Origin of the sequence: Aureibaculum sp. 2308TA14-22, assembly GCF_040538665.1 — a bacterium.
Lineage (GTDB): Bacteria > Bacteroidota > Bacteroidia > Flavobacteriales > Flavobacteriaceae > Aureibaculum.
Genome location: NZ_JBEWXT010000001.1, coordinates 1,313,860 through 1,336,783 on the forward strand (window position 1 = coordinate 1,313,860; position 22,924 = coordinate 1,336,783).

General features: G+C 29.6%; 21 protein-coding genes. All 21 read left to right on the forward strand.

The genetic code is table 11. From position 1 onward, the window contains the following. The first annotated feature begins 2 nt into the window (after window positions 1-2). A complete protein-coding gene (locus U5A88_RS05755) occupies window positions 3-701 on the forward strand; it encodes an acylneuraminate cytidylyltransferase family protein (RefSeq protein ID WP_354204588.1) in 699 nt (232 codons plus the stop codon). Beyond that, entirely contained in the window at window positions 694-1,656 is a 963-nt protein-coding gene (locus U5A88_RS05760; RefSeq protein ID WP_354204590.1) for a 2-hydroxyacid dehydrogenase, read from the forward strand. The genes U5A88_RS05755 and U5A88_RS05760 overlap by 8 nt, the downstream gene beginning before the upstream one ends. A 20-nt stretch (window positions 1,657-1,676) precedes the next feature. Beyond that, the gene (locus U5A88_RS05765) at window positions 1,677-2,624 is read left to right on the forward strand and encodes an N-acetylneuraminate synthase family protein (protein ID WP_354204591.1); all 948 of its coding nucleotides are present in this window, start codon (window positions 1,677-1,679) and stop codon (window positions 2,622-2,624) included. Between the two features lie 34 nt (window positions 2,625-2,658). Next, window positions 2,659-4,158 carry a lipopolysaccharide biosynthesis protein gene (locus U5A88_RS05770; RefSeq protein WP_354204593.1) on the forward strand — a complete coding sequence of 500 codons (1,500 nt, stop codon included), beginning with the start codon at window positions 2,659-2,661 and terminating at the stop codon, window positions 4,156-4,158. Window positions 4,159-4,166: 8 nt separating this feature from the next. Further along, on the forward strand, window positions 4,167-4,730 hold the full coding sequence (locus U5A88_RS05775; protein WP_354204594.1) for an acyltransferase: 564 nt from the start codon (window positions 4,167-4,169) through the stop codon (window positions 4,728-4,730). An 18-nt stretch (window positions 4,731-4,748) separates the two neighbouring features. Next, on the forward strand, window positions 4,749-6,185 hold the full coding sequence (locus U5A88_RS05780) for a glycosyltransferase family protein (protein ID WP_354204595.1): 1,437 nt from the start codon (window positions 4,749-4,751) through the stop codon (window positions 6,183-6,185). Continuing rightward, the gene (locus U5A88_RS05785) at window positions 6,182-6,715 is read left to right on the forward strand and encodes an acyltransferase (protein WP_354204596.1); all 534 of its coding nucleotides are present in this window, start codon (window positions 6,182-6,184) and stop codon (window positions 6,713-6,715) included. Before U5A88_RS05780 ends, U5A88_RS05785 begins: the two co-directional genes overlap by 4 nt. After that, entirely contained in the window at window positions 6,715-7,539 is an 825-nt protein-coding gene (locus U5A88_RS05790; RefSeq protein WP_354204597.1) for a glycosyltransferase family 2 protein, read from the forward strand. The genes U5A88_RS05785 and U5A88_RS05790 overlap by 1 nt, the downstream gene beginning before the upstream one ends. Window positions 7,540-7,546: 7 nt before the next feature. Beyond that, a complete protein-coding gene (locus U5A88_RS05795; RefSeq protein WP_354204598.1) occupies window positions 7,547-8,830 on the forward strand; it encodes a protoporphyrinogen/coproporphyrinogen oxidase in 1,284 nt (427 codons plus the stop codon). Between the two features lie 9 nt (window positions 8,831-8,839). Continuing rightward, window positions 8,840-9,997 (forward strand): glycosyltransferase family 4 protein, encoded by a 1,158-nt coding sequence (locus tag U5A88_RS05800; protein WP_354204599.1) that lies wholly within the window; start codon window positions 8,840-8,842, stop codon window positions 9,995-9,997. A gap of 3 nt (window positions 9,998-10,000) precedes the next feature. Beyond that, entirely contained in the window at window positions 10,001-11,872 is a 1,872-nt protein-coding gene (gene asnB, locus U5A88_RS05805) for an asparagine synthase (glutamine-hydrolyzing) (protein WP_354204600.1), read from the forward strand. A 3-nt stretch (window positions 11,873-11,875) separates the two neighbouring features. After that, a complete protein-coding gene (locus tag U5A88_RS05810; RefSeq protein WP_354204601.1) occupies window positions 11,876-13,117 on the forward strand; it encodes an O-antigen ligase family protein in 1,242 nt (413 codons plus the stop codon). Between the two features lie 86 nt (window positions 13,118-13,203). Continuing rightward, window positions 13,204-14,298, forward strand: coding sequence for a glycosyltransferase family 4 protein (locus U5A88_RS05815; RefSeq protein ID WP_354204602.1), 1,095 nt, complete (start codon window positions 13,204-13,206; stop codon window positions 14,296-14,298). Window positions 14,299-14,500: 202 nt separating this feature from the next. Next, on the forward strand, window positions 14,501-15,715 hold the full coding sequence (locus U5A88_RS05820) for a glycosyltransferase family 4 protein (protein ID WP_354204603.1): 1,215 nt from the start codon (window positions 14,501-14,503) through the stop codon (window positions 15,713-15,715). A gap of 19 nt (window positions 15,716-15,734) precedes the next feature. Next, on the forward strand, window positions 15,735-16,640 hold the full coding sequence (locus tag U5A88_RS05825; protein ID WP_354204604.1) for an NAD-dependent epimerase/dehydratase family protein: 906 nt from the start codon (window positions 15,735-15,737) through the stop codon (window positions 16,638-16,640). A gap of 44 nt (window positions 16,641-16,684) precedes the next feature. Then, a complete protein-coding gene (locus U5A88_RS05830; protein ID WP_354204605.1) occupies window positions 16,685-17,854 on the forward strand; it encodes an acyltransferase family protein in 1,170 nt (389 codons plus the stop codon). A gap of 196 nt (window positions 17,855-18,050) precedes the next feature. Then, window positions 18,051-19,076: a glycosyltransferase family 4 protein gene (locus U5A88_RS05835; protein ID WP_354204606.1), complete on the forward strand. Its 1,026-nt coding sequence runs from the start codon at window positions 18,051-18,053 to the stop codon at window positions 19,074-19,076. Window positions 19,077-19,080: 4 nt separating this feature from the next. Continuing rightward, on the forward strand, window positions 19,081-20,403 hold the full coding sequence (locus U5A88_RS05840; RefSeq protein ID WP_354204607.1) for a phenylacetate--CoA ligase family protein: 1,323 nt from the start codon (window positions 19,081-19,083) through the stop codon (window positions 20,401-20,403). Window positions 20,404-20,570: 167 nt separating this feature from the next. After that, the gene (locus U5A88_RS05845) at window positions 20,571-21,248 is read left to right on the forward strand and encodes a UDP-N-acetyl glucosamine 2-epimerase (RefSeq protein WP_354204608.1); all 678 of its coding nucleotides are present in this window, start codon (window positions 20,571-20,573) and stop codon (window positions 21,246-21,248) included. Then, complete coding sequence (locus U5A88_RS05850; RefSeq protein ID WP_354208150.1) at window positions 21,241-21,651, forward strand: UDP-N-acetylglucosamine 2-epimerase; 411 nt, start codon at window positions 21,241-21,243, stop codon at window positions 21,649-21,651. The genes U5A88_RS05845 and U5A88_RS05850 overlap by 8 nt, the downstream gene beginning before the upstream one ends. A gap of 295 nt (window positions 21,652-21,946) precedes the next feature. Beyond that, window positions 21,947-22,918, forward strand: a complete 972-nt coding sequence (locus U5A88_RS05855) for an MraY family glycosyltransferase (RefSeq protein WP_354204609.1) — start codon at window positions 21,947-21,949, stop codon at window positions 22,916-22,918. Window positions 22,919-22,924: the final 6 nt, after the last annotated feature.

Consider the following 22,924-nt stretch of genomic DNA (forward strand, 5'->3'; position numbering starts at 1 on the left):
TTATGAAAATACTAGGTATAATACCGGCAAGAGGTGGCTCTAAAGGAGTTAAAAAAAAGAATATAAAACATTTAGGTAATAAACCACTATTGGTATATACCATTGAGGTTGCTGAGGCATCAGCATTGACGGATGTTATTGTCTCAACGGACGATGAGGAAATTGCAAAAGTGGCAAAAGAGTATGGAGGAAAAGTACCTTTTTTAAGACCTGAGGAGTTAGCAACGGATAATGCCAAGGCTATTCCCGTTATTCAACATGCATTGGTCGAAGCTGAAAAATTATACGGTAAAGAATATGATGCGGTAATGATGTTGCAACCTACAACGCCATTTAAAATCGTTGAAGATATTAACAATGCCATAGCGATTATGCAAAATTCAAATTGTGATAGCGTTATCAGTGTTGTAGATGTAGAAGGCCATCATCCAGCACGTATGAAGTTTATCGAAGATGACCGATTAATAGATCCACCGTATTGTGAAGCCTATGAAAATCAGCCAAGGCAAGAATTAGAACCTATGTATATTAGAAACGGAGCTGTTTATCTAACACGTAAAGAAATTTTAATGAATGATTCGTTTAAAGGAGAAGATTCGCGTGCGTTGATAATGCCCAATATCCGATCCGTAAATATTGATACCGAATTAGAATTTAAATATGCTGAATGGATTTTAAAAGAAAAGTTGATTAATGCTTAATATATTACATTTAGAAAAAGATTGTTATTCTCAAAGAACTTTGCAAAAAATTGAAGAGGTGGGACTTGTAAACTATTTGAATACAGAATCTCAAGTAGAATTTATAAATCATCTTGAAAATAACAAATACGATGTAATTTTTGCAAAACTGGGTTTGGCTATAAATAAGCAGGTAATAGATTTGTTACCAAGTTTAAAATGTATAGTTACACCAACTACGGGGCTCAATCATATAGATTTAAAAACGGCAGAAAAAAATAATATAGCCGTTATCAGCTTAAAAGGAGAAGTTGAGATTTTAAAAGAGGTAAGAAGTACCGCAGAGCATACATGGATGTTATTGTTGAGCTTAATACGAAATCTACCAAGTGCCTTAGAAGACGTAAAACAAGGTGGATGGCAACGAAAGCCATTTTTGGCAGATGAACTTGACGGAAAAACAATAGGAATTATAGGGTTTGGCAGATTAGGAAAAATTATAGCTTCTTATGCCTTGCCCTTCAACATGAAAGTATTGGCCACCGATACCGATAAAATGGCTTTTAATGACAAACCAGTACATATAAAAGAAGTGGGGTTAAAACAATTGCTTATAGAAAGTGATATTGTTAGCTTACATATTCCATCAAACGAAACCAACAAAAATTTTCTTGATAGTGATAAATTCGAGTTAATGAAACAGGGTACGGTATTGATAAATACCGCTAGAGGTGAAGTAATAGATGAAAAAGCGTTGCTCTCGTCTTTAAAAAACAACAAGATAAAAGCCGCAGCTGTTGATGTATTAGACGACGATAGTATTTGGGAAGAAAAATCGCCCAAAAACCATGCTTTGATCCAATATGCCCAGCAAAATTCTAATTTAATAATAACGCCACACATGGGCGGTTACGGACAAGTTTCTATAGAAAAAACTAGAGATTTTATTACAGATAAATTTATAAATAATATTTAATTGATTTAAAAAATATTTAAATGAAACCAATATTAATTGCAGAATGTTGTCAAAACCATAATGGCGACCAAGAAATATTAAAAACAATGATTCATAAGGCTGCTGAAAATGGAGCGGATTATGTAAAAATTCAAGCGATTCGTTCAAAGGATTTAGCCTATAGAGAAAGATTTGAAGAGGGAAGTGTTGATAAAGACGGAACTATTACAACCATTAAAAGAGCCTATCAACCAGAATTAGAACGTTTGGCTAAACTAGACCTTACTTTAGAACAAGAATTATGGTTTGTTGAGGAGTGTAAAAAAGCGGGAGTTAAGCCCATGACCACCGTTTTTACACGTACAGCCATAGATGAAGTTAAAAATATGGGTTATGAAGCTATAAAAATTGCGAGTTACGATTGTGCTTCTTATCCGTTACTCGAAGATGTTAAAAAATTATGGAATAAGATTTTTGTTTCCACAGGATCTACTTATGACGATGAGATTCAAAAAGCTGCACAAATATTAAAAGGTACTGATTTTGAATTTTTACATTGCGTAACCATTTATCCAACACCATTAGAAGAATTACATTTAAACAGAATAAAATTTTTACAACAATTTACACCAAAAATTGGGTATAGTGATCATTCAAAGCCCGCTACTACAGATTTATGGGCATGTAAAGTAGCATTGGCATTAGGTGCAACCAATATTGAAAGACATTACACTGTTTTAGGCGTTACTGAAACAAAAGATGGTCCAGTTTCTATTACGCCACAAATGTTAAAAGAATTAAGGACTTTTGCAGATTACGACAATGAAAAACAATGGGATTTAATAAAAAGTGGGTTTCCAGAATGGGAAATGACCTTGGGTAATTCCCAAAGGCAATTATCGCATACCGAAATATTAAACAGAGATTATTACAGAGGGCGTTTTGCCAATAAAATTGATGGAAAAACCATTTATAATTGGGAAGATTAAATTCAGTTCAATGAATTGATGTAACGAAGTTAAAATGAAAAAAGCCTTAAAAGACCTAACCAAAGATACTTTTACGTATGGTTTTGCCAGTTTCCTAGGGCAGATTATAGGCTTTTTATTGTTACCTATTTATACAACACATCTTTCAACCAAAGACTATGGAATAATGGCTATGCTTACCTTTATTAGTCTTTTTTTTGCTCCTTTAGCCAATATGGGGGTAACCAATGCTATTTTTAGACGTTTTAATTTGCATAAAGATGAGTTTTTACAAATTAAATCACTGTCTGTTGGTAGTATTTTTGTAGTATTTACTTCCTTAGCATGGTTTATAGCCGGTTTCATGTTTTCGAAAGAACTTACATTGCTTTTGGTTGACGAAATTAAATATGAACCACTTGTTAAACTCTGCTTAGTGACCTCATTTTTTGTAAGTGTAGGGCAAATATTTACGGTGGTTTTGAGGGCACAACGTAGGGTAATGCAAATTTCCATTGTTAAAGTAATTCAATTATTGATAACCGTTGGGTGTACTATTTATTTTGTAGTAGTGTTGTTAAAAGGAGTAGAAGGTATTATATTAGGTACTCTAATAGGTAGTGTATTTGCTTTTTTAATTCAATACATATTATGTTTTAAATGGTTTAAGTTTAGTACAGATTTTATGGAACTCAAAGCTTTATTAAAATATGGATTACCGTTTTTACCGCATAGACTGATGGCATTTGGCTCAGGCTTTTTAAGTCAATTCTTTATTAAGGAATTTATTGGTTTGTCAGAAACAGGATTGTACAATATAGCATTGCGGTTTGCCCTGCCCTTAGCTTTTATCATTGGTTCCATACAATCTGCATGGGTACCCATAAAGTTTCAAGTACATAGAGAGGAAGGCGAAAACAGTGCTTTGATATTTAGGCAATTAATTTCGTTTTACTTTATAATACTATTATTACTATTTGCTGGGAGTATAACTTTTGGTCCTGAATTATTAAGGGTTATGACCGCCTCTGAATATCATGCTGCGGTTTATTTAGTACCTTTTGTGTTGTTAATACCTGTGAGTCAAGGTATTTATTTTATGTTGGGTACAGGTTTTGAATTTACAGAAAACACAAAGCCAATGCCTCTTGTTAGTGGCTCTGGCTTATTGGTATTGTCAGTACTGGGTTATTTTCTGATTGATGTAGTAGGTATTTACGGGGTTGTTTTCGGATTAATAGCATCTTGGTTAACTATGGCAATTTTAATTCGGTACTTCTCAAATCAACGCTTTTATGTACCTATCAATTTTAAACTTATTTTAAAAATAGTAATTCTGTTTTTACTACTAGTTGGTGTTATATTTTCAATTCAATCACTATCATTGATACCTAGATTATCAATTGAAAGTTTAACAATATTAGCAATATTAGCAATATTTGTTTATTTTATTGTTTTTAATGAAGACCTAAGAACATTAAATATTCAAAAGTACCCCTTATTTAACAAACTAAATAAGTTCATACTACCCATTAGAAATCTGGTAAAAAAATAAATTATATCATGAAGTTGAATTTTTTAGAAACTTTATATTGTAAATATAAATTTGGGTTAGTACCAAAATTTAGAATAAATAGATATTTTAATCTTAAAAATATTTATACCCATCTGGCATATAAAAGTTGTGGTAAAGTGGGTAAACGTTTAAAAGTAAATGGCTTAGTTCAAGGTCTGGGTAAAAATGTAATTTTAAAAGATTATGTAAATATTAACCCAGGAGCTAGATTTTTAGGAAAAGGAAAAATTGAAATTGGGAACTATTTCCATACTGGTCAAAAGCTTACTATTATAAGCACTAATCACAACTATGATAATGCTGAAGCTATCCCTTATGATAAAGTTAAAATTCATAAACCAGTAATTATAAAAGATTTTGTTTGGTTAGGTGATAGTGTCATAATAATTCCAGGAATTACAATTGGAAAAGGTGTAATAGCGGCCGCGGGAGCAGTTATAACCAAGGATGTTCCCGACTTTGCTATCATCGGTGGTAATCCTGCAAAAGTAATTAAGTATAGAGATATTGATGCATTTAAAGATTTAGAAAGTAAAAATAAATTTTTATAATACTATCTGTTTAGAACTATGAGAATTGATTTACAAAATTGGATTGACCATTGCATAAACACTTTAATAGCCAATTTTAAAGATAATGATGATGCAACAATGCTCATTAAGTGTTTTGTAACCCAGTATGAACTCAATGCCCTAAGAATAATTGAAAATAAAGCTAAATTTAACGAGAATTATAATTTACATTATTACAAGCAAAAGATTAAAAATAGTGTTATAAAAAAAGAGGTGAAAGAAGTAGCGTTTTCTGGATTTGATGATAAATTGGACATATTGTTTTGGCCATTTCAAAAATCACATTTCGATGTTCAGATAAAAATTTATAATCAATTACAAAATATCAAATTGTCAACAGCCATAGTTTCTCATAACCATCCAGTTAATAGTTTAATAAATTCTCAGATTGTAAATGGTGGTATAGTTATAAATAACTTAGACCATGTTTGGGTCGATTATAAAAAAATAGCATGTTATAAAGAATTAATCAGCTCTATAAATAACCTTCCTAATTTTGCATATAACAATAAATCAATTCGTTTTAAAACGCTTTTTTTGAGAAGTTTAAACGCTTGGTATTGGCTTTATGTACAGACCACAGCCATTTTTAACAAAATGGTAAGCACCTATAAACCAAGGGTAATATTTGTAGGAAACAGTATTTCATTAGTGGGTAATTTAATAGGTCATTTAGCCCAAAAAAAACAAATAAAAGCATGCTGTATTATGCACGGCAGAATGAACGATTATGTGCAATTTGGCTGTTTTGATTATTTTTATGTGTTTGGTAAAAATGATAAAAACAATATGATCAACAATGGCATTTCAGAAGAAAAAATTATAATATCTGGATCGCCTAAAATTGATGAGTTTTTAAAAACAAACAAAAATTCACCAAAAAAATCATCTAAATATGTTTTAATTGCCTTGTCAGGCTCTGGTCATTCAATAACTGAAAAGCACCATATAGCAATCTTAGAAATGATTTATCAAGTGGCCGCACAATTGGACGCTATAAATTTTAAATTCAAATTACATAGAAAAGATAAAATTGAATATTATAAAAAACTAGACACGTTAAAGAATACTTCAATTTATAAGTACGGAGATGCTTCGGTTTCTTCAAATATTTATGATTGGATAAAAGATGCCAATATGCTAATTACCGGAGCTTCAACTACGGCGTTAGATGCAATGTTATTAAATTGTGCCGTAATAACCATTGATTTATTTGAACACTTAAAAAATGTTGATTTTATAGAACAAAACGTATCTTTGCATTCCACCAACATTGAGCAATTATTAGTTAATATTAATATTGTTTTGGAACAGGGCGAGATACTTAAAAATCATATAGAAACCATAAACGGTTTTATAAAAGGATATTATGCTCAACCCGAAGTGGGAAGCTTAACGCTAATAGAAAACCATATTAAGTCTATTTTAAAGTGAAAAAAAAATCATTCTTTTCAAAAATATTATGGATTATCTATAACCAGTTTAAATATGGATATGGTGAAAAATTTAGGGTGTATTTAAAAATATTCTTTTGGAAAAGGTTTCTAAAAAATGTGGGTGCCAATTTATTTATACATCCAAGTGTCCTTATTAGAAGGGCAGAGGGTATTTCTATTGGAGATAATGTGAACATAAATCATGGTTCGGAATTGTATGGCGGCGGCGGATTAACTATTGGTAACGGAAGTATGATTGCCTATAATGTAATGGTTTTTACAGATTCTAGACAGTTTAAAAGCAATCAAAATTTAAAATCTTTAAAAGGAAGGGTAGCGAAACCAGTAATTATTGGCAGCGATGTTTGGATAGGTGCTGGCTCAATAATAGTACCGGGAGTTGTAATTTCTGACCATGCCATAGTAGCAGCTGGATCAGTTGTTACCAAGAACGTTAATGAGTGGGACATTGTAGCTGGCAACCCAGCAATTAAAGTTGGAAGTAGAATAGAAAATAAAATTGATTAATGAATCAAAATCAACCTTTGGTTAGTGTTATCATAACAGTTTACAATGGCATGCCCTATATTATTGATGCCATTGAACATCTACAAAATCAAACCTATACCAATATAGAAATTATAGTTGTTGATGATGGTTCGTCAGATGAAACCAAAAAAGCAGTAGAGCAAATTTCAAAAACGGATAATAAGGTTAGATTAATCAAATCTTCTCGCATTGGTCGAGGCAAGGCTCTAAATAAAGCAATTGAAGTTTCAAAAGGCGAGTTTTTAGCGATTAATGATGCTGACGATTTTTCGCATAAAACCAGAATTCAAAAGCAAGTTGATTTTTTAGAGGCAAATCATGACTATGTATTGGTTGGTAGTAAATCTAATTTAAGAAATTTGCAGACTGGAGAAGTTACGAATCACTCAATTGAAAGACCAAGTTCTAATGTTGAAATAAGAAAATATTTTTTAAAAGGTCAACCAATTCAACATGTTTGCGTTTTAATGCGTGCCGAAGCTATCGAAAAAATTGGGGGTTATAGTGAAAAAATAAATTTTCTCTATGATAGAGATTTGTTTATTAGATTAGCATCTAATGGAGGAAAGCTACATAATTTGGATGAAATTCTTGTTGATGTAGGCCATCATCCAACTAGATTCTTTTATAATACTTTTACAGGAAAAGAAAGGATTAAGTTAGATTTTCATTATAGATTTGAAGCCGCAAAAATGCTTAACGAGCCATTTAAAACAAGGTTTAAACTTTGGTCGTTGTTACGTTGGAGTTTATTACCAGAAGGAATTAGAAAAACGATTAAAAAAATATTAAAGAGAAAATAAAATTATTATGAGTAGGAATATTGTTATAGGAGCAGGGCCAGCAGGAATAGGCGTTGGGTTAAGTTTAGGAAAAGATTGTAAAATTTTAGAACGTGCAAATACTGTTGGTGGTTTTTCAAGAAGTATTGAAATAAAAGGTGCTATTTTTGATTTTGGGGGGCACTCTTTCCACACCCCACATCCCGAAGTACGCGATTTGGTGTATAATTCGTTGGAAATGTACCAACAAACCAGAAATGCCAAATGTTTTTCTAAAGGACAGGTTATACCTTACCCTTTTCAGAAGAATTTTAGAGCATTGAACGACCAATCCATTGTAAAAGATTGCTTAGAAGGTCTAGATAACTTACCTACTTCTGTAAATAAAAAAGATTTTGACAATTTTGAGGATTTTATTTTTAAAAGTTTTGGTCCTGGCATTTCTAAACACTTTATGTTGCCCTACAATAAAAAATTATGGGGTAGAGACCTTACGCGTATGGCTGCTGATTGGACCAGCGAACGTGTTGCTGCACCGGAAGGGATCAAGGAAAAATTTGACTTAACGGGTGGTAAAAGAAAACCCTTACAAGCAGATACCAAAGTAGGATATCCCGCTAAAGGTGGTTTTGGAGAGATTTATAAAGCCATTGGTAAAAAATTAGATAACGTTGAATACAATACGAGCGTTACAAAAGTAGATAGTAACGCAAAAAAGGTTTATGCTAGTGATGGTAAAAGCCATTCGTATGAAAATCTAATAAGTTCTATAGCCATTTTAGATTTTTTAAAGATGATGGACAATGTACCACAACGCATCTGGGATTTAACAGAGCGTTTAGACTATTTGTCAATGGTATTGGGCTTGGTGGTAATCAATCACCCAGTTGATACTGACATTCAGCGTTTTTATTCTGCTGAAAGAGAAATTATATCGCATAAAACCGCGATAAACCATAATTCATCCGATTATTTACGTTCCTTACCACATCATGGTATTATGATGGAAATTTCTGAAGGACCAGAAAAAACCTTGCACCGTTCAGATACAAAACAATGGATAGTTGATAGTTTACTTACCCTTGGTGCCATTAAACACCCACACGAAATTGAAGAAATTCAAATTCAGAATGTAAAGTACTCATATCCCGTACCCACCAAAGATAGAAATGAAATTATGAAAGAAATTAAAGATTGGCTGCAAGAAAACGATATTTATACGGTAGGTAGATTTGGAGAATGGGCTTATATAAATTCTGATAAAGCTATTTTTAGAGGTCTAGAGTTAGGCAAGTATGTAGCGAGTTTATAATTAATTTTAATGGAAAATAAAAAAAAAGTTTGGATTGTTACTAATAATTTTGGTTCTGTAAAAGCAGGACCAGCTATACGTTTTTTAAGGTATGCACCTTATTTTTTAGAAAATGATTGTGATATTCGTTTCGTAACCGTTGATCGAGGTGAGGCAAATACTGAAAATGTTGAGGTAGATTTTATAATCGCAAATTCTCGAAAATCTTTTTTTAAGAAAACATATAACAAAGCGGCTAGAGAAAAACCAGATTCCATTGTATTTTTAAGTACTAACATATTCTCTACCTTGAATAATTATAGAATGAGGTTATTAGGTATTAAGGTTATTTATGTAAATACAATGAAACTTTCTTATACACACCGTGAAAATGGGGAAAAAAGAGATTTTGCCAGAATAGCTTCTTTAAAAATATTGAGCTATTTTTTATACAATTCGTTCTCTTATGTAGTTAACAGCACGTCGGCATTAGCAGAAAATTTAAATGTAAATAAAAGCAAACTAAGAAAAATTTATAATGGTGTTGATACTGAAAAATATAAGCCTATACCTAATAATGAAAAAAACAAATTAAAAGATACATTAGGCTTGCCACAGAATACTCAGATTTTTTTATTTGTTGGTCTGTTTGTACAACGTAAAGGAATACTCGATTTAGTGGAAGGGTGGATTCAATATAAAAAGCAGTTTGATACAAATACAACATTATTGTTGGTAGGTAATGAAATGGAAAATGCACCAGAAAATGATTCTAATTTTGTAGAGAATTGGAATTCCCTAAAAAATAAGGCTGAAGCACATGAAAATAATTATGATATAATCAGAAAGCCATTTGCCAAAAATGTAGATGAATTTTATAAAGTTGCCGACACTTTCGTTTTCTTATCTTATTTAGAGGGTATGCCAAATGTATTACTAGAATCTATGTCGACTGGTTTAGCGGTTTTAACCTCACAATTTAATGGGTTTTCTGATGATTATGGTGATAGTGAAAAAGAGTTAATCATTCTAAATGACAGGAAACCTGAAACACTTATAAATTACTTTAATAAATTGTATAACAATAAGGAGTATAAGGAGAATCTTAGTACAAATGCAAGAGAACATGCCCTAAACTATTTTGCCTTAAATAAAAGTATAACTGCCTATTTAAAATTATTTTCTTAAAATATGTGCGGAATTGCTGGAATTATAGATTTTAAGGAAAATGTTGAACTAACAACATTAGAAGAAATGACTAATGATATTAGTCATAGAGGATCTGACGGTAAAGGAAGTATTATAAGAAAGATAAAACATAGCTCTATTGGTTTTGGTCATAGAAGACTATCAATTATAGATTTATCACCATTAGGACATCAACCAATGTCCTTTGAGAATTACGAGATAGTATTCAATGGTGAAATATATAATTATTCAGAAATTAAAGAAGAACTCAAAATACTAGGTCATTCTTTTGCTTCAAATTCTGACACGGAGGTAATTTTACATGCTTATGCACAGTGGAGTGATAAATGCGTAGATAAATTTATTGGAATGTTTGCTTTTGCAATTTTAGATAAAACGGCAAACGAAGTTTTTTTAGCCAGAGATAGGGCAGGTGTAAAACCTTTATTTTACTATAAGAATGAAGATTTATTTTTATTTGGTTCTGAATTAAAGAGTTTTCATTGTCATAATAAATTTAAAAAAGAGATCAATTCAAGTGCGTTAGTACCATATATGAAATATGGATATATAACAACACCGAATACAATTTTTAAGAACACCTTTAAGTTGCCACCTGGTCATTTTCTTAAAATAAACCTTGAATCTAAAAAAATTAAAATTAAAGAATATTGGAGTGTTTTGGATTGTTATAGAAAACCTAAACTAGATATTTCTTATGATGATGCCAAGACAAAATTACATAATTTATTAAAATCTGCTTTTAAATATAGATTGGTATCAGATGTACCTGTTGGAATTTTTCTGAGTGGTGGAATTGACAGCTCTGCTGTTGCATCAATACTACAGAGTGAATTAGATGAGAAAATCAACACATTCACTATTGGATTTGAAAATGAGAGTTATAATGAAGCTCCTGTTGCCAAAGAGATAGCAAGTATTTTGGGGACAAATCATACAGAAATAATATGTAGATCAGATGATGCTAAAGATTATATAGAAAGAATACCTTTTTACTATGACGAGCCATTTGCTGATTCATCAGCAATACCAACGTTATTAATAAGTAAGAAATCTGCAGTTGAAGTAAAAGTTGTGTTATCTGCTGATGCTGGAGATGAAATATTTGCTGGATATTATAAATATGTTGCTGGTCTTAAGTATTTAGAAAAAATTGAAATAATACCTAAATTCTTAAGATTTTTAATTTCTAAGGGTTTAACATTATTCAAGTTAAAAAGTAGAAGGATGATTTTACTAAAAAACCTATTAATTTTAGATAAAAAAAAATGGGCATCATTTATTCTACAGGGTATGAGCAGTATATTTTCTGATGATGAAATAAAGAATATCCTTATCACAACAAATACTAGTTTTGACAATTTTAAAAATACTGAATATTATAACGATTGGTTATCTACTATGCAGGCAATTGACTACCAAACATACTTAGTTGATGATATTTTGGTTAAAGTAGATAGAGCCACCATGCATAGCTCTATAGAGGGTAGAGAACCGTTTTTGGATCATAGAATCATTGAATATGTAGCACAATTGCCTTCAGAATATAAATATGATGGAAGAGTTTCAAAAAAAATACTAAAAGACATTGTATATGAGTATGTTCCGAAAGAATTGATAGACCTACCGAAGTCAGGATTTTCAATTCCAATATATGATTGGTTAAGAACTGATTTAGCGTATTTAATACCGAAATATATTAATGAGAACGAAATATTGAAACAAGGTTTGTTTAATTTAGATGAATTAAACAAAAGATTAAAATCATTCCGTCAAGGAGATAATATTTCTTCAGAGTACATCTGGCGTATTCTTGTTTTTCAAATGTGGTACAATAAATGGATGAAGATTTAAACTATGCATAAATATATTTTTTATTTATTAGTTTTTATTATAACGTCAGATATAAATGGTTTCTTGAGTAAAACTTTCGAGACGGTAGGATTTTTATCAATTTTTATTCTTTTGCTTGCAAGTTATTTATTTGTAATTGTAATTGGCAATAGATTGAGAATTTCTTCAATGGCTAGATTTATGATATTCTTTATTTTTTTTTGGCTGATATATGGAGCTTTAATTTATTATACCAAGGGTATAGATTATGGAGACCCTATCTTTAGGATAAGATCTTATTTGCCATCGATTTTAATATTGTACGTGTTACATGCACTTTTTTTAAATTACTTATATAATAATAGACTTGATAGTATTATTAAATTAATAACAATTTCCTTAATATTTAATGCTTTAGCTATTGTTTTTACTAATGATAGCTCATTTTTAATTCTTACGGGGGATAGAGCTTCAGGTTTTATTGCCAGCGTAAATCAGGCCGGTTATATCGCTGTTACTGGGCAAATATTTACTTTATTTTGTTATCTAAATTACCCAAATATTAGAAATAGATACAAAATTTTATTGATTTTATGTTATTTTTTGACTCTTAGAGCTGGCTTTATGACTTTTTCTAAAGGAGCCATAGTAAATAGTGTTATAGTATTTATAATATTTTTATTTTTTATTAATAGAAACCATTTTAAAACTTTAAAAGAAGCTATAAAATGGAAGTCAAATAAAATTATTTTCAGAATAATATTATTACTAGCTATTATAATTGGTCCTATTTACTGGAGTTCTTTACTTCTTGAATTAACTAAAGACCAGATTGCTCGTTTAAATCAAGTTGGTATTTTATTTCTTGGACAAATAGATAGCGAAACGACAACAGGTAGAATTGAATTAGTGGACATTGCAATCGATTTTATTCAATCAGATTCTTTTTTAGGCAGAGGCCTTGATACTTTTCACAGACTAGGTTCTGGAGAGCTACCTGGACCACATAATGAGTTTCTATTAATTTTAGGTGAAATAGGAATTATTGGATTATTATTATACATCAGTTTTTATGTGGTAGTATTATTTAATATTTTTCGACTGGATTCTGGTCGATCAAAATTTTTAATACTGTCGCTGACCGTTGTGTTAATTCTTGATAATATGGTATCCCATAACGTGTTTTTTAATAAGTTCGCAATCTTAATTATTGCTTTTATTTGTGCCTTTGTTCAATATAAGAAAATACCAAAAGTTACTGTATAAGATATTATATTGGGCTTATATTTATAAAGCTAAAAGTTTTTAACATTCAGAAATAATCTTAAAAAGTATAATAAAATATCATAATTTTGCTTGATAGTAAAAAAATTAAAAACATTTCATTTGTAGTTGGTCAACTTGGCCCAGGTGGTTTAGAACGTCAACTTTTCTTATTGTTAAATGAACTAAAAAAAGACAATATAAATATTAACTGTATTGTTTGGAATTTTGATAGAGATGACTTTTATACAAAAGAATTTGAACAATTATTAGGTAATCATTTAATTGAACTAAAACCTACAGATTCATTTTTTAAAAAAATGTTTCAGCTTCGTAAATATGTAAAATCAATTAAACCCGATATAATAATTTCATTTTCAACATTTACTAATTTTACAACTTGGGTTAGTACTTTATTTAGAAAGCCCATTGCAATTGGTTCTGTTAGAACGTCTGGGAAAAGGTTGATTAAAGAAATTTCAATTACATCTCTGCCTAATTTGTTATTTCCTTACAGATTATTGGTCAATAGCAATATAGCAATTTCCGAACTACAAAAATATCTATTTTTTAAATATTTTAAAAAAATAACATTCATAAGAAATCACCTGAACTTAAATACTTACAAAGTAAATTGTAAATCAAAAGATTTCTTTTCTGCTTCAGTTGGAAATTTTACAGAATCCAAACGTGTAGATAGATTTGTAAAATTATTTTATGAATTAAAATTAAAAGATGTTACTCATGTGCACAAGCATATAGGTGATGGAAATTTGCGTTCTAAAATTGAAAAGGAAAAAGATGAGAAAGAACTAAAGAATCTGCAATTTTTAGGATATAAAGCAAATATAATTGATGTAATTTCCTCCGCAAGTGTTTTTATCCATCTTTCTGAATATGAAGGCACACCTAATGCTGTAATTGAAGCGTTGGCCATGGGAATCCCAGTTATAACAACTAATTGTGGAGATGTAAAAGATCTGGTAATTCAAGGTAAATCTGGGTATGTTGTAGAAAATTTTAACACAATCGAAATCACTAATATATATTTAGAACTTGTAAGCAATAGAGAAAAGCTGGAAAAAATGTCGGAATTTGCAGCTAATTCTGTAGAAAAATTGGATTTAAAATATTTAAAAGAAAATTTTTATAAAAGTCTTGAAAAACTAAATATAAATTTATAATCACAATTTTATGCGGTATTCAAGAGAATAATTAAAGCTCAGATTGTATTAAGTATTCATCGTTTATTGAAAAAAAAATTGATATTATAAAAAATGAGACGAAAGCTACTTTTTATTAAATTTATACAGTCAAAAATTAGAAATAAATTATGAATTTAATTTTTTACTTTAAACATTTTTTGCATCACATTCATTAAACTTTATGGTAAAAACAATTTGGGTAATTAATCAGTTTGCGGGGAAACAAGATTCTGGTTGGGGTGAGCGACATTACTATTTTGCTCGATATTGGGTTAAAAAAGGTTATGACGTTAATATAATTTCAGGGTCCTTTAATCATTTATTCAAAGTCCAACCACAAGTATCTAATAAAACTTTTACCACCGAAACTATTGAAAAAAATATTACTTTTTGCTGGGTTAAGATAGCCAAATATAATCCAGAAAGTGTATTTAAACTTTGGAGCATGATGGTATTTGCCTTCAAAATTTTATTTTTATCAAAAAAAGTCTTAAACAAACCTGATGTAGTTTTAATATCATCAATGCCAATATTTTCAGTTTTACCAGCTTATCTTTTAGCTAAAAAATATAAGGCAAAATTTCTTTTTGAAGTTCGCGATTTATGGCCGCAAACACCAATACATCTTAAAGGTTATAAAAAATGGCATCCCATTATATTATTGATGGCCTCCTTTGAAAAATTAGGATATAGAAAAGCAGAATATATCATTTCGGTATTACCAAACTCATCAAATTATATTAATAAAATATCAAAAAAACCAGAAAAATGGGTATATATACCCAACGGTATTGATAAAAATATGGTAGGCAATGAAAGTGTTGATGTTGAGATTAAAAATCAAATACCGCCAGATAAGTTTGTTATTGGTTATGCAGGTACAATTGGATTGGCAAATGCGATGGACGATTTTATACAGGCTTCAATTTTATTAAAGAATAATGATAAAATTCATTTTGTTATGGTAGGTGATGGGTATAAGAAAGAAGATTATATAAAAAAAACGCTTGGAAATAATAACATTACTTACATTCCAAAAATAGACAAAGCTAAAGTTCAAGATTTACTTAAATTATTTAATGTCTGTTATGTAGGGCGATTTGATTCGCCTTTATATAAACATGGGGTTTCTTATAATAAATATTTTGATTATATGTTGGCTAAAAAACCTATTTTAGAATCTTCATCGTTTATTAAAGATCCAGTGGAACTTTCTGGATGTGGACTTATTGTAAAACCTGAAAGTGCAGAAGCAATTGTTGATGGTATTAATGAATTATATAACATGGAATACGTAGGAATAGATAAATTAGGAAATGTGGGGTATAATTATGTTATTAAACATCATAATTTTAAATTTCTAAGTGATAAATACACTCAATTATTTGAATCTTAATTACGAATTTTTTTCTTTAATGTTAAATAAACAAAGTAAAATACTATTAACGGGAGCGTCAGGATTTTTAGGAAGTTATATCTATAATTATTTAAACTCAAAATATAATGTTACTACTTTGGGACGCAGTAAAGCTTCATCTATTGTTTGTAATATCAGTGAAGCTAAGGTAAATTTAGCTGATAATTATCAAATGGTCATTCATTGTGCTGGTAAAGCCCATAGTATCCCAAAATCAAAACAAGAAGAAAAAATATTTTATGATGTTAATCATAAAGGAACTATTAACTTATGTGAATCATTAAAACCAAAACTTCCTTCAACTTTTGTCTTTATTAGCACTATAGCAGTTTATGGTTTGGATAAAGGTAGTAATATAAGAGAAGAAGAACCTCTTAATGGTGCGACTCCTTATGCTAAAAGTAAAATAATGGCAGAGAAATTTCTGCAAGGTTGGTGTAAACAAAAAGATATAAATTTGGTTATTTTAAGGTTGCCATTGGTAGCAGGTATCAATCCAAAAGGTAATTTAGAGGCTATGATAAATGGTATTAAAAAAGGATATTATTTTAATATATCGGGTAATGATGCCAAGAAGAGTATTGTGTTAGCTGATGATGTAGCAAAATTAATACCCAATTTATACAATAAGCATGGAGTATATAATTTATCTGGTGATAGAGATTATACATTTAAACAAATTTCAGAAATTATTAGAAAGCAATTAGGTAAGAAAAGGATTATAACGTTATCCCATTTTTTGGTCAAAATTAGCTCTTATGTAGGTAATGTTATTCCCTTCTTTCCTCTTAACGGTGATACAGTTAAAAAAATGACCAGTACTCTAACGGTAAGTGCTAATAAGGCAATTTCTGAATTAAGTTGGAAGCCAAAAGCATTGGAAGATCATTTTAAAATTTCTTAACTATTTTTTTATGATAAAAATATAAACCTTATTAAATTGAGAAAATGCTAAGTTCATTACGAGATTCATTTAAAAGAAACACTTATTCAACAAAGTTCATTCCCGAAATTGATGGCATGCGTTTTTTTGCAATAATGACCGTGGTTATTTTTCATTTAAATACTGCATATTCTAGAGAGATGGGGTTAGACCTAAAGGCAGTAAATACTATGCTTGGTGATGCAAGTTTTTTTGGATTAGGTTGGTGGATTAAGCGTTTTGATATAGGTGTAAAAGTGTTTTTTGCTATTAGCGGATTTATTTTGGCTGTACCATTTATAAAATATTATGTTGCTGATGGAAATAAAATAAATATAAAAAATTATTTTATACGAAGGTTATTGCGATTAGAACCACCATTTATAATTTCTATGATCTTATTTTTTTTTGTACACTTATTGGTTTTAAAGGCAGATGTAAACGAACTATTAAAAAGTTTTGGAGTAGGAATTCTATATCTGCATACAACGGTTTTTGGAGTTTATAATCCAATAAATCCTGTTTCTTGGAGTCTGGAGACCGAGGCTCAATTTTATATCTTAGTACCTTTATTAATGACCTTTATATTTATATCGAAAAAGAAGATATGGATATATGTGCTATTTTTAATTTTATTTATGTTTTCCGTTTTATCCAAAAATTATATTATGACACGCGGTAATGGTCATTTTAATTTAGGAATTTTAGCATTTTTAGTAAACTTTATGGTAGGAATATTTACGGCCTTTCTTTATGTGATGAATAAAAACATTTTTCAGGTCAAAAACTATATTTGGGATGTAATATATTTGCTGTCAATTTTTATTATGTTCAGTTTTTATAAACCACAAGACGAAATTTTTAATATAATACTTATGAATTTTGGTTTGTTTATATTTATTATTTCTGTTTTTAAATCAAAAGTCATCAATTGGTTTTTTACACGTCCCATAATATATACTATTGGAGGTATGTGCTATTCAATATATTTATTGCATTATGCGTTTTATCATTTGAGTGTGAAATTCACTTCTAAAATTATGATTTTTAATGAGTATCCATCAAATTTTGTAGTTCAAATTTTAATAAATGTTCCTATAGTATTGCTGGTATCGTCCATATTTTTTCTTTTATTTGAAAAACCATTTATGAATAATAACTGGATCAAAAAGATGAACTTTAAAAAATTACGTTAATTTTAGAAATAGTCGGTAACAACTAGAAATTACTAAGGAAAATTTTCAATAACGTTAGCACAAGGATATATAATAGTACTTTTTTTGTTAAAAATAGTTTAGAATTACTTTATAATAGGTTAGAATAGTTTAAAATAGAGATTGAAATTGGATACAAGAATGTAATTAATTTATTACCATAATATACTTTATTAAAATGATTAATAAACCACTAAATATTTTATACATAGGGAATAACTTAACCAGTAAAACAAAATATAACTCTAGCTTAACTACACTTTCGAATTTGTTGAAATCTGATGGGCATAAAGTTTATTTATCTTCAAATAAATCAAACAAAATTTTTAGATTACTAGATATGTGCTTTTCACTAATCAAGTTACATAAAAAAGTAGATTTTGTTCTCATTGATACTTTTAGTACTTCAAATTTTTATTACGCTTTGGTAACTTCACAAGTGGCAAGAATTTATGGAATAAAATATGTTCCAATCTTACGTGGTGGTAATTTACCTTATAGATTAGATAATTCAAAAAAAATGTCCAAGCTCATTTTTAATTATTCTTTTACGAATATAGCTCCATCTAACTATTTGAAACATGAATTTGAAAAAAGAGGTTTAAAGGCAAAGTTTATTCCTAATATTTTGGAAATTGACAGCTACAATTTTAAACAGCGAGAGGTAATTAAACCGAACCTTTTATATGTTAGAGCCTTCGCAGAATTGTACAATCCTACCATGGCAATTTATGTTTTTGATAAAATAAAAAAAGACTTTCCAGATGCCAAACTTTGCATGGTTGGTCCTGATAAAGATAATTCTTTAATTAAATCAAAACTATTGGCAAAAGAACTTGATTTACAAAATGATGTTGAGTTTACAGGTGTCTTAGTCAAAGAAAAATGGCATAAAAAGTCTGAAGATTTTGATTTATTCATTAATACAACTAATTTTGACAACACACCTGTTAGTGTTATGGAAGCCATGGCTTTGGGCTTGCCAATTGTATCAACTAATGCAGGAGGGTTACCATATTTAATTGAAGATGGGGTAGATGGAATGTTGGTTGAAAAAAATGATGTTAACGAAATGTATAAATCTATATTAAGTTTGATGAAAGACTCAGTTAAAGTAAAAAAGATGACAATGAAAGCACGTAATAAGGTTGAACAATTTGATTGGGTATATGTAAAAGAAAAATGGAATAGTGTTCTAAATTAATTCTATGAATTATAGTAAATTTTTGCAAAATATTATTTTGCCTTTTGGAGATGTAATTAACAAATCATCTTTTATAAAAAGCCTTAAATATTGGAGACAAGTTGACAATTATTCTGCTGAAGAGTTGTCAAATTTACAAAAGGAAAATTTAAAGAAAATACTCGTTAACGCAATAGAAAATGTTCCATTTTATAAAAACATAGATCTTGTTGGGCATAATCCAGAGAATTGGTTAAAACAATTTCCTATTTTAACAAAGAAAATTTTAAATAATAATACTAAGAGCTTAATAAACAAAAAGTCCAAAGGTTTAATAGAGTATAGAAGTAGTGGTTCGTCTGGAGTTCAAAGTACTATTTATATGAATAAAGAAGAACAAGCGATAACGCGTTCAATATTAATTCGTTGGTGGGAATGGGCAGGTTACAATATTGGAGATCATTTGATTCAGACTGGAATTACTCCAAAGAGAGGTTTTTTAAAAAGCATTAAAGATATTGTTTTTAATACATTGTATATCAATGCTTTCTCATTATCTGATAATGATGTTATTAAGGTTCTAGAAAAAATAAATAATTCAAAATATAGCTTCACAATTGCGGGCTATGCATCTTCTTTAAACGTTTTTGCCGAAGTTGCCATAAAATACAATTATAAAATAGAGTTAAAAATAGCAATTAGTTTCGGAGATAAATTATTTTCACATTATAGAAAAAATGTTCAAGAAGCTTTTAAATGTAAAGTATTCGACACCTATGGATGTAGCGAAGGACTCTTAATTGCAAGTGAGAAAGATTTGAAATATAAGTATATATTTAGTCCTCATGTTTACTTAGAAATCTTAGATGATAATAATGAACCAGTTCCTGATGGAATTATGGGTAATGTGGTTTGTACAAGATTAGACGGCTTTTCAATGCCTTTAATTCGATATAGAATTGGAGATTTAGCTATAAAATTACCAAAAGAAAAGTATCCACCGCAAAGAGATTTGAACTATCCTTTATTGCAGCAGGTTGTGGGAAGAGAAACAGATACAGTAAAAACTATAAATGGCAAAACGCTAATAGTACATTCTTTTACCGGAATTTTTGAATATATCTCCGAAATCAGACAGTTTAAAGTATATCAGTATAATAAAGAGGGAATTGTAATTCACTTTATTAAATCTAAAGGTTTTTCAAATAAGGTTTTAAAAAATATTACTTTAGAACTGCAAAAAATCATTGAGGATAGTTCATTTACAATTGATTATAAAGAGGTGGATTATATTAAACCTTCAAAATCAGGAAAACCTCAAATGATTGAATCTCGATTGAAAGAATAAAAGAGCCGTTGAATCATATTCAGAATATTATAGCATACCAATGTTGTTTAAGTGATTACCTAATTAAGATGATTAATTATTTAACGTATAAAAGTTCGGTTGTTTATATTGAGATAACATAATTATTTTATTTAAATTGTAATAAGGTCAATTAAAATGAACATTGAATGAAATTAGACATTATAGCTGGTGCAAGACCCAATTTTATGAAAATTGCACCCATAATTGAGCAACTAGAAAAAGTAAAAAGCAGGATACAATATAGGCTAATCCATACAGGACAACATTATGATAAAAAAATGTCGGGCAGCTTTTTTGAAGAATTAGGAATACCTGATCCGGATGTGAATTTGGAAATAGGTTCGGGTACGCAGACTGAACAAACGGCCCGAATAATGGAACGCTACGAAGCCTTATTGCTAAAGGATATGACTGATTTCAGTTTAGTAGTAGGAGATGTTACTTCTACGATGGCTTGTGCTATAGCGGCAAAGAAATTAGGAGTTAAAATAATACATGTAGAAGGTGGTATCCGTTCAAATGATATAACTATGCCCGAAGAAATTAATAGAATGGTTACCGATTCTATAACCGATATTTTCTATACTACTTCTGAAGTAGCCAATAAGAATTTACGTCAATTGGGACATGACGAAAGCAAAATAAGGTATGTAGGTAATACAATGATAGATACTTTATTGAAAAGCATGCCTCGTTTTAAACAACCTGAAGTTTTTTCAGAGTTAGACTTAAAAGAAAAAGGTTATTTTGTAATGACTTTACACCGACCGGCAAAATGTAGATCAAGAGCAGAAGTTAAAATCTCTAATTGGCGAAATTGTTAAAGGAGCAAAAGGAATGCCGCTTGTTTTTCCCGTACATCCACGAACAGCGAAAATATTACAGCAAATCGGGATTCAACCAGACAATTTACATATGATTGGTCCATTAGGGTATTTGGAATTCAATTATTTGGTAAAACATGCTTTTGCGGTGGTTACAGACTCCGGCGGAATAACAGAGGAAACTACGGTTATGAAAGTACCTTGTATGACTTTACGTGATAATACTGAACGCCCAGAAACGATTACAATTGGCACAAACGAATTAGTCGGTACGGACCCTAAAAATGTTGCTCCCTATATGGAAAAATTGCATAATGGGGATTGGAAATCTGGTAAAATTCCCCATCTATGGGATGGTAAAACGGCAAAGCGCATTGTTGAAGATTTATTAAAAGAGCTTTAGTTTATATATTTTATTTAAACTATTTTTGAAAATCCTTAATTTTTAAAAATATTAAGGTTTTTTTAATATGTATGTCCGTTTTATGCCATAAAGTACTCGTCACCCAGAATATGTTTCAGGATCACATTCAACAAATCGTTATAAGTCAAATAGTAATGAGATGCTGAAATCGAATATTCATGAATTCTGTTGAAAAAGAATTGAAAACCTTATGAATAAAAGAGTTCAGCATGACGTTCTGATTAATTATGACAAATTACGGACAATCATTTTTTTAATTTAGTAAAATAGTATAATGATAGTTTATTTAATCATTTTTATTAGTCTCTTTTTTCTTGCCTTTATATACCTAAAAGTAGGAGATTACTTTAATATTATTGATAAACCCAATCAAAGAAGTTCACATAAAGAAGCCACTATCAGAGGGGGTGGTATTATTTTTTATCTTGCTATTGTTTTATTTTACATAGGCTCTAATTTTCAATACATTCCTTTTTTCTTAGCGGTAACACTAATTGCTTTTGTAAGTTTTATTGATGATTTAATCATGCTAAGCCCTAAAGTAAGGTTGATAGCCCATTTTTCTACAGCTTTTTTATTGATATGGCAGCTCGGATTATTAACAAGCCCTATATGGTTATTGATTTTGGTCTCCGTAATTATAGTTGGTTTTTTTAACCTTTATAACTTTATGGATGGAATAAATGGAATGACCGGTATATATTCAATAATAGTTTTAAGCGGGTTTTTATTTGTAAATCTAATGGAAAAAATATTAGATAATAATTTAATGATTTTTGTTTTATTGGCCCTATTAGTATTCGGATTTTTTAACTTCAGGAAAAAAGCTGCATGGTTTGCCGGTGATATTGGCAGTATGTCTTTAGCCACGTTAATATTTTTTCTTGGAGCAAAATTTATTATTACTTTAAATGCTCCAATCTTTATATTAATTATTGTAGTATATGGTATTGATGCTTGTTTAACCATATTTTTGCGTATATATAGAAAGGAAAATATTTCAGAAGCACATAGGCATCATTTGTATCAAAAATTAGTAGATAAAAAAAAATGGAGCCATATAAAAGTGGCACTTGTATACGCCTTAATTCAACTACTAATTAATATAATGATATATTATACTTATAACCATTCATTTAATTTACAAGTTGTATTGGTTATATGCACAATACTCGTTATGATTGTTTTATATTACCTTATTAATATGTCTTTTAAAAATTTTGATAAACAAGCTAATTCAATCTGACAGTTA

Bases quoted from the DNA above. Each gene is read 5' to 3' on its own strand.
- U5A88_RS05820 (WP_354204603.1), top strand. From the start codon at position 14,501: ATGGTAAAAACAATTTGGGTAATTAATCAGTTTGCGGGGAAACAAGAT.
- U5A88_RS05765 (WP_354204591.1), top strand. From the start codon at position 1,677: ATGAAACCAATATTAATTGCAGAATGTTGTCAAAACCATAATGGCGAC.
- U5A88_RS05810 (WP_354204601.1), top strand. From the start codon at position 11,876: ATGCATAAATATATTTTTTATTTATTAGTTTTTATTATAACGTCAGAT.
- U5A88_RS05795 (WP_354204598.1), top strand. From the start codon at position 7,547: ATGAGTAGGAATATTGTTATAGGAGCAGGGCCAGCAGGAATAGGCGTT.
- U5A88_RS05790 (WP_354204597.1), top strand. From the start codon at position 6,715: ATGAATCAAAATCAACCTTTGGTTAGTGTTATCATAACAGTTTACAAT.
- U5A88_RS05780 (WP_354204595.1), top strand. From the start codon at position 4,749: ATGAGAATTGATTTACAAAATTGGATTGACCATTGCATAAACACTTTA.
- U5A88_RS05845 (WP_354204608.1), top strand. From the start codon at position 20,571: ATGAAATTAGACATTATAGCTGGTGCAAGACCCAATTTTATGAAAATT.
- U5A88_RS05855 (WP_354204609.1), top strand. From the start codon at position 21,947: ATGATAGTTTATTTAATCATTTTTATTAGTCTCTTTTTTCTTGCCTTT.
- U5A88_RS05775 (WP_354204594.1), top strand. From the start codon at position 4,167: ATGAAGTTGAATTTTTTAGAAACTTTATATTGTAAATATAAATTTGGG.
- U5A88_RS05835 (WP_354204606.1), top strand. From the start codon at position 18,051: ATGATTAATAAACCACTAAATATTTTATACATAGGGAATAACTTAACC.
- U5A88_RS05830 (WP_354204605.1), top strand. From the start codon at position 16,685: ATGCTAAGTTCATTACGAGATTCATTTAAAAGAAACACTTATTCAACA.
- U5A88_RS05800 (WP_354204599.1), top strand. From the start codon at position 8,840: ATGGAAAATAAAAAAAAAGTTTGGATTGTTACTAATAATTTTGGTTCT.
- U5A88_RS05770 (WP_354204593.1), top strand. From the start codon at position 2,659: ATGAAAAAAGCCTTAAAAGACCTAACCAAAGATACTTTTACGTATGGT.
- U5A88_RS05840 (WP_354204607.1), top strand. From the start codon at position 19,081: ATGAATTATAGTAAATTTTTGCAAAATATTATTTTGCCTTTTGGAGAT.
- U5A88_RS05755 (WP_354204588.1), top strand. From the start codon at position 3: ATGAAAATACTAGGTATAATACCGGCAAGAGGTGGCTCTAAAGGAGTT.
- asnB (WP_354204600.1), top strand. From the start codon at position 10,001: ATGTGCGGAATTGCTGGAATTATAGATTTTAAGGAAAATGTTGAACTA.
- U5A88_RS05760 (WP_354204590.1), top strand. From the start codon at position 694: ATGCTTAATATATTACATTTAGAAAAAGATTGTTATTCTCAAAGAACT.
- U5A88_RS05825 (WP_354204604.1), top strand. From the start codon at position 15,735: ATGTTAAATAAACAAAGTAAAATACTATTAACGGGAGCGTCAGGATTT.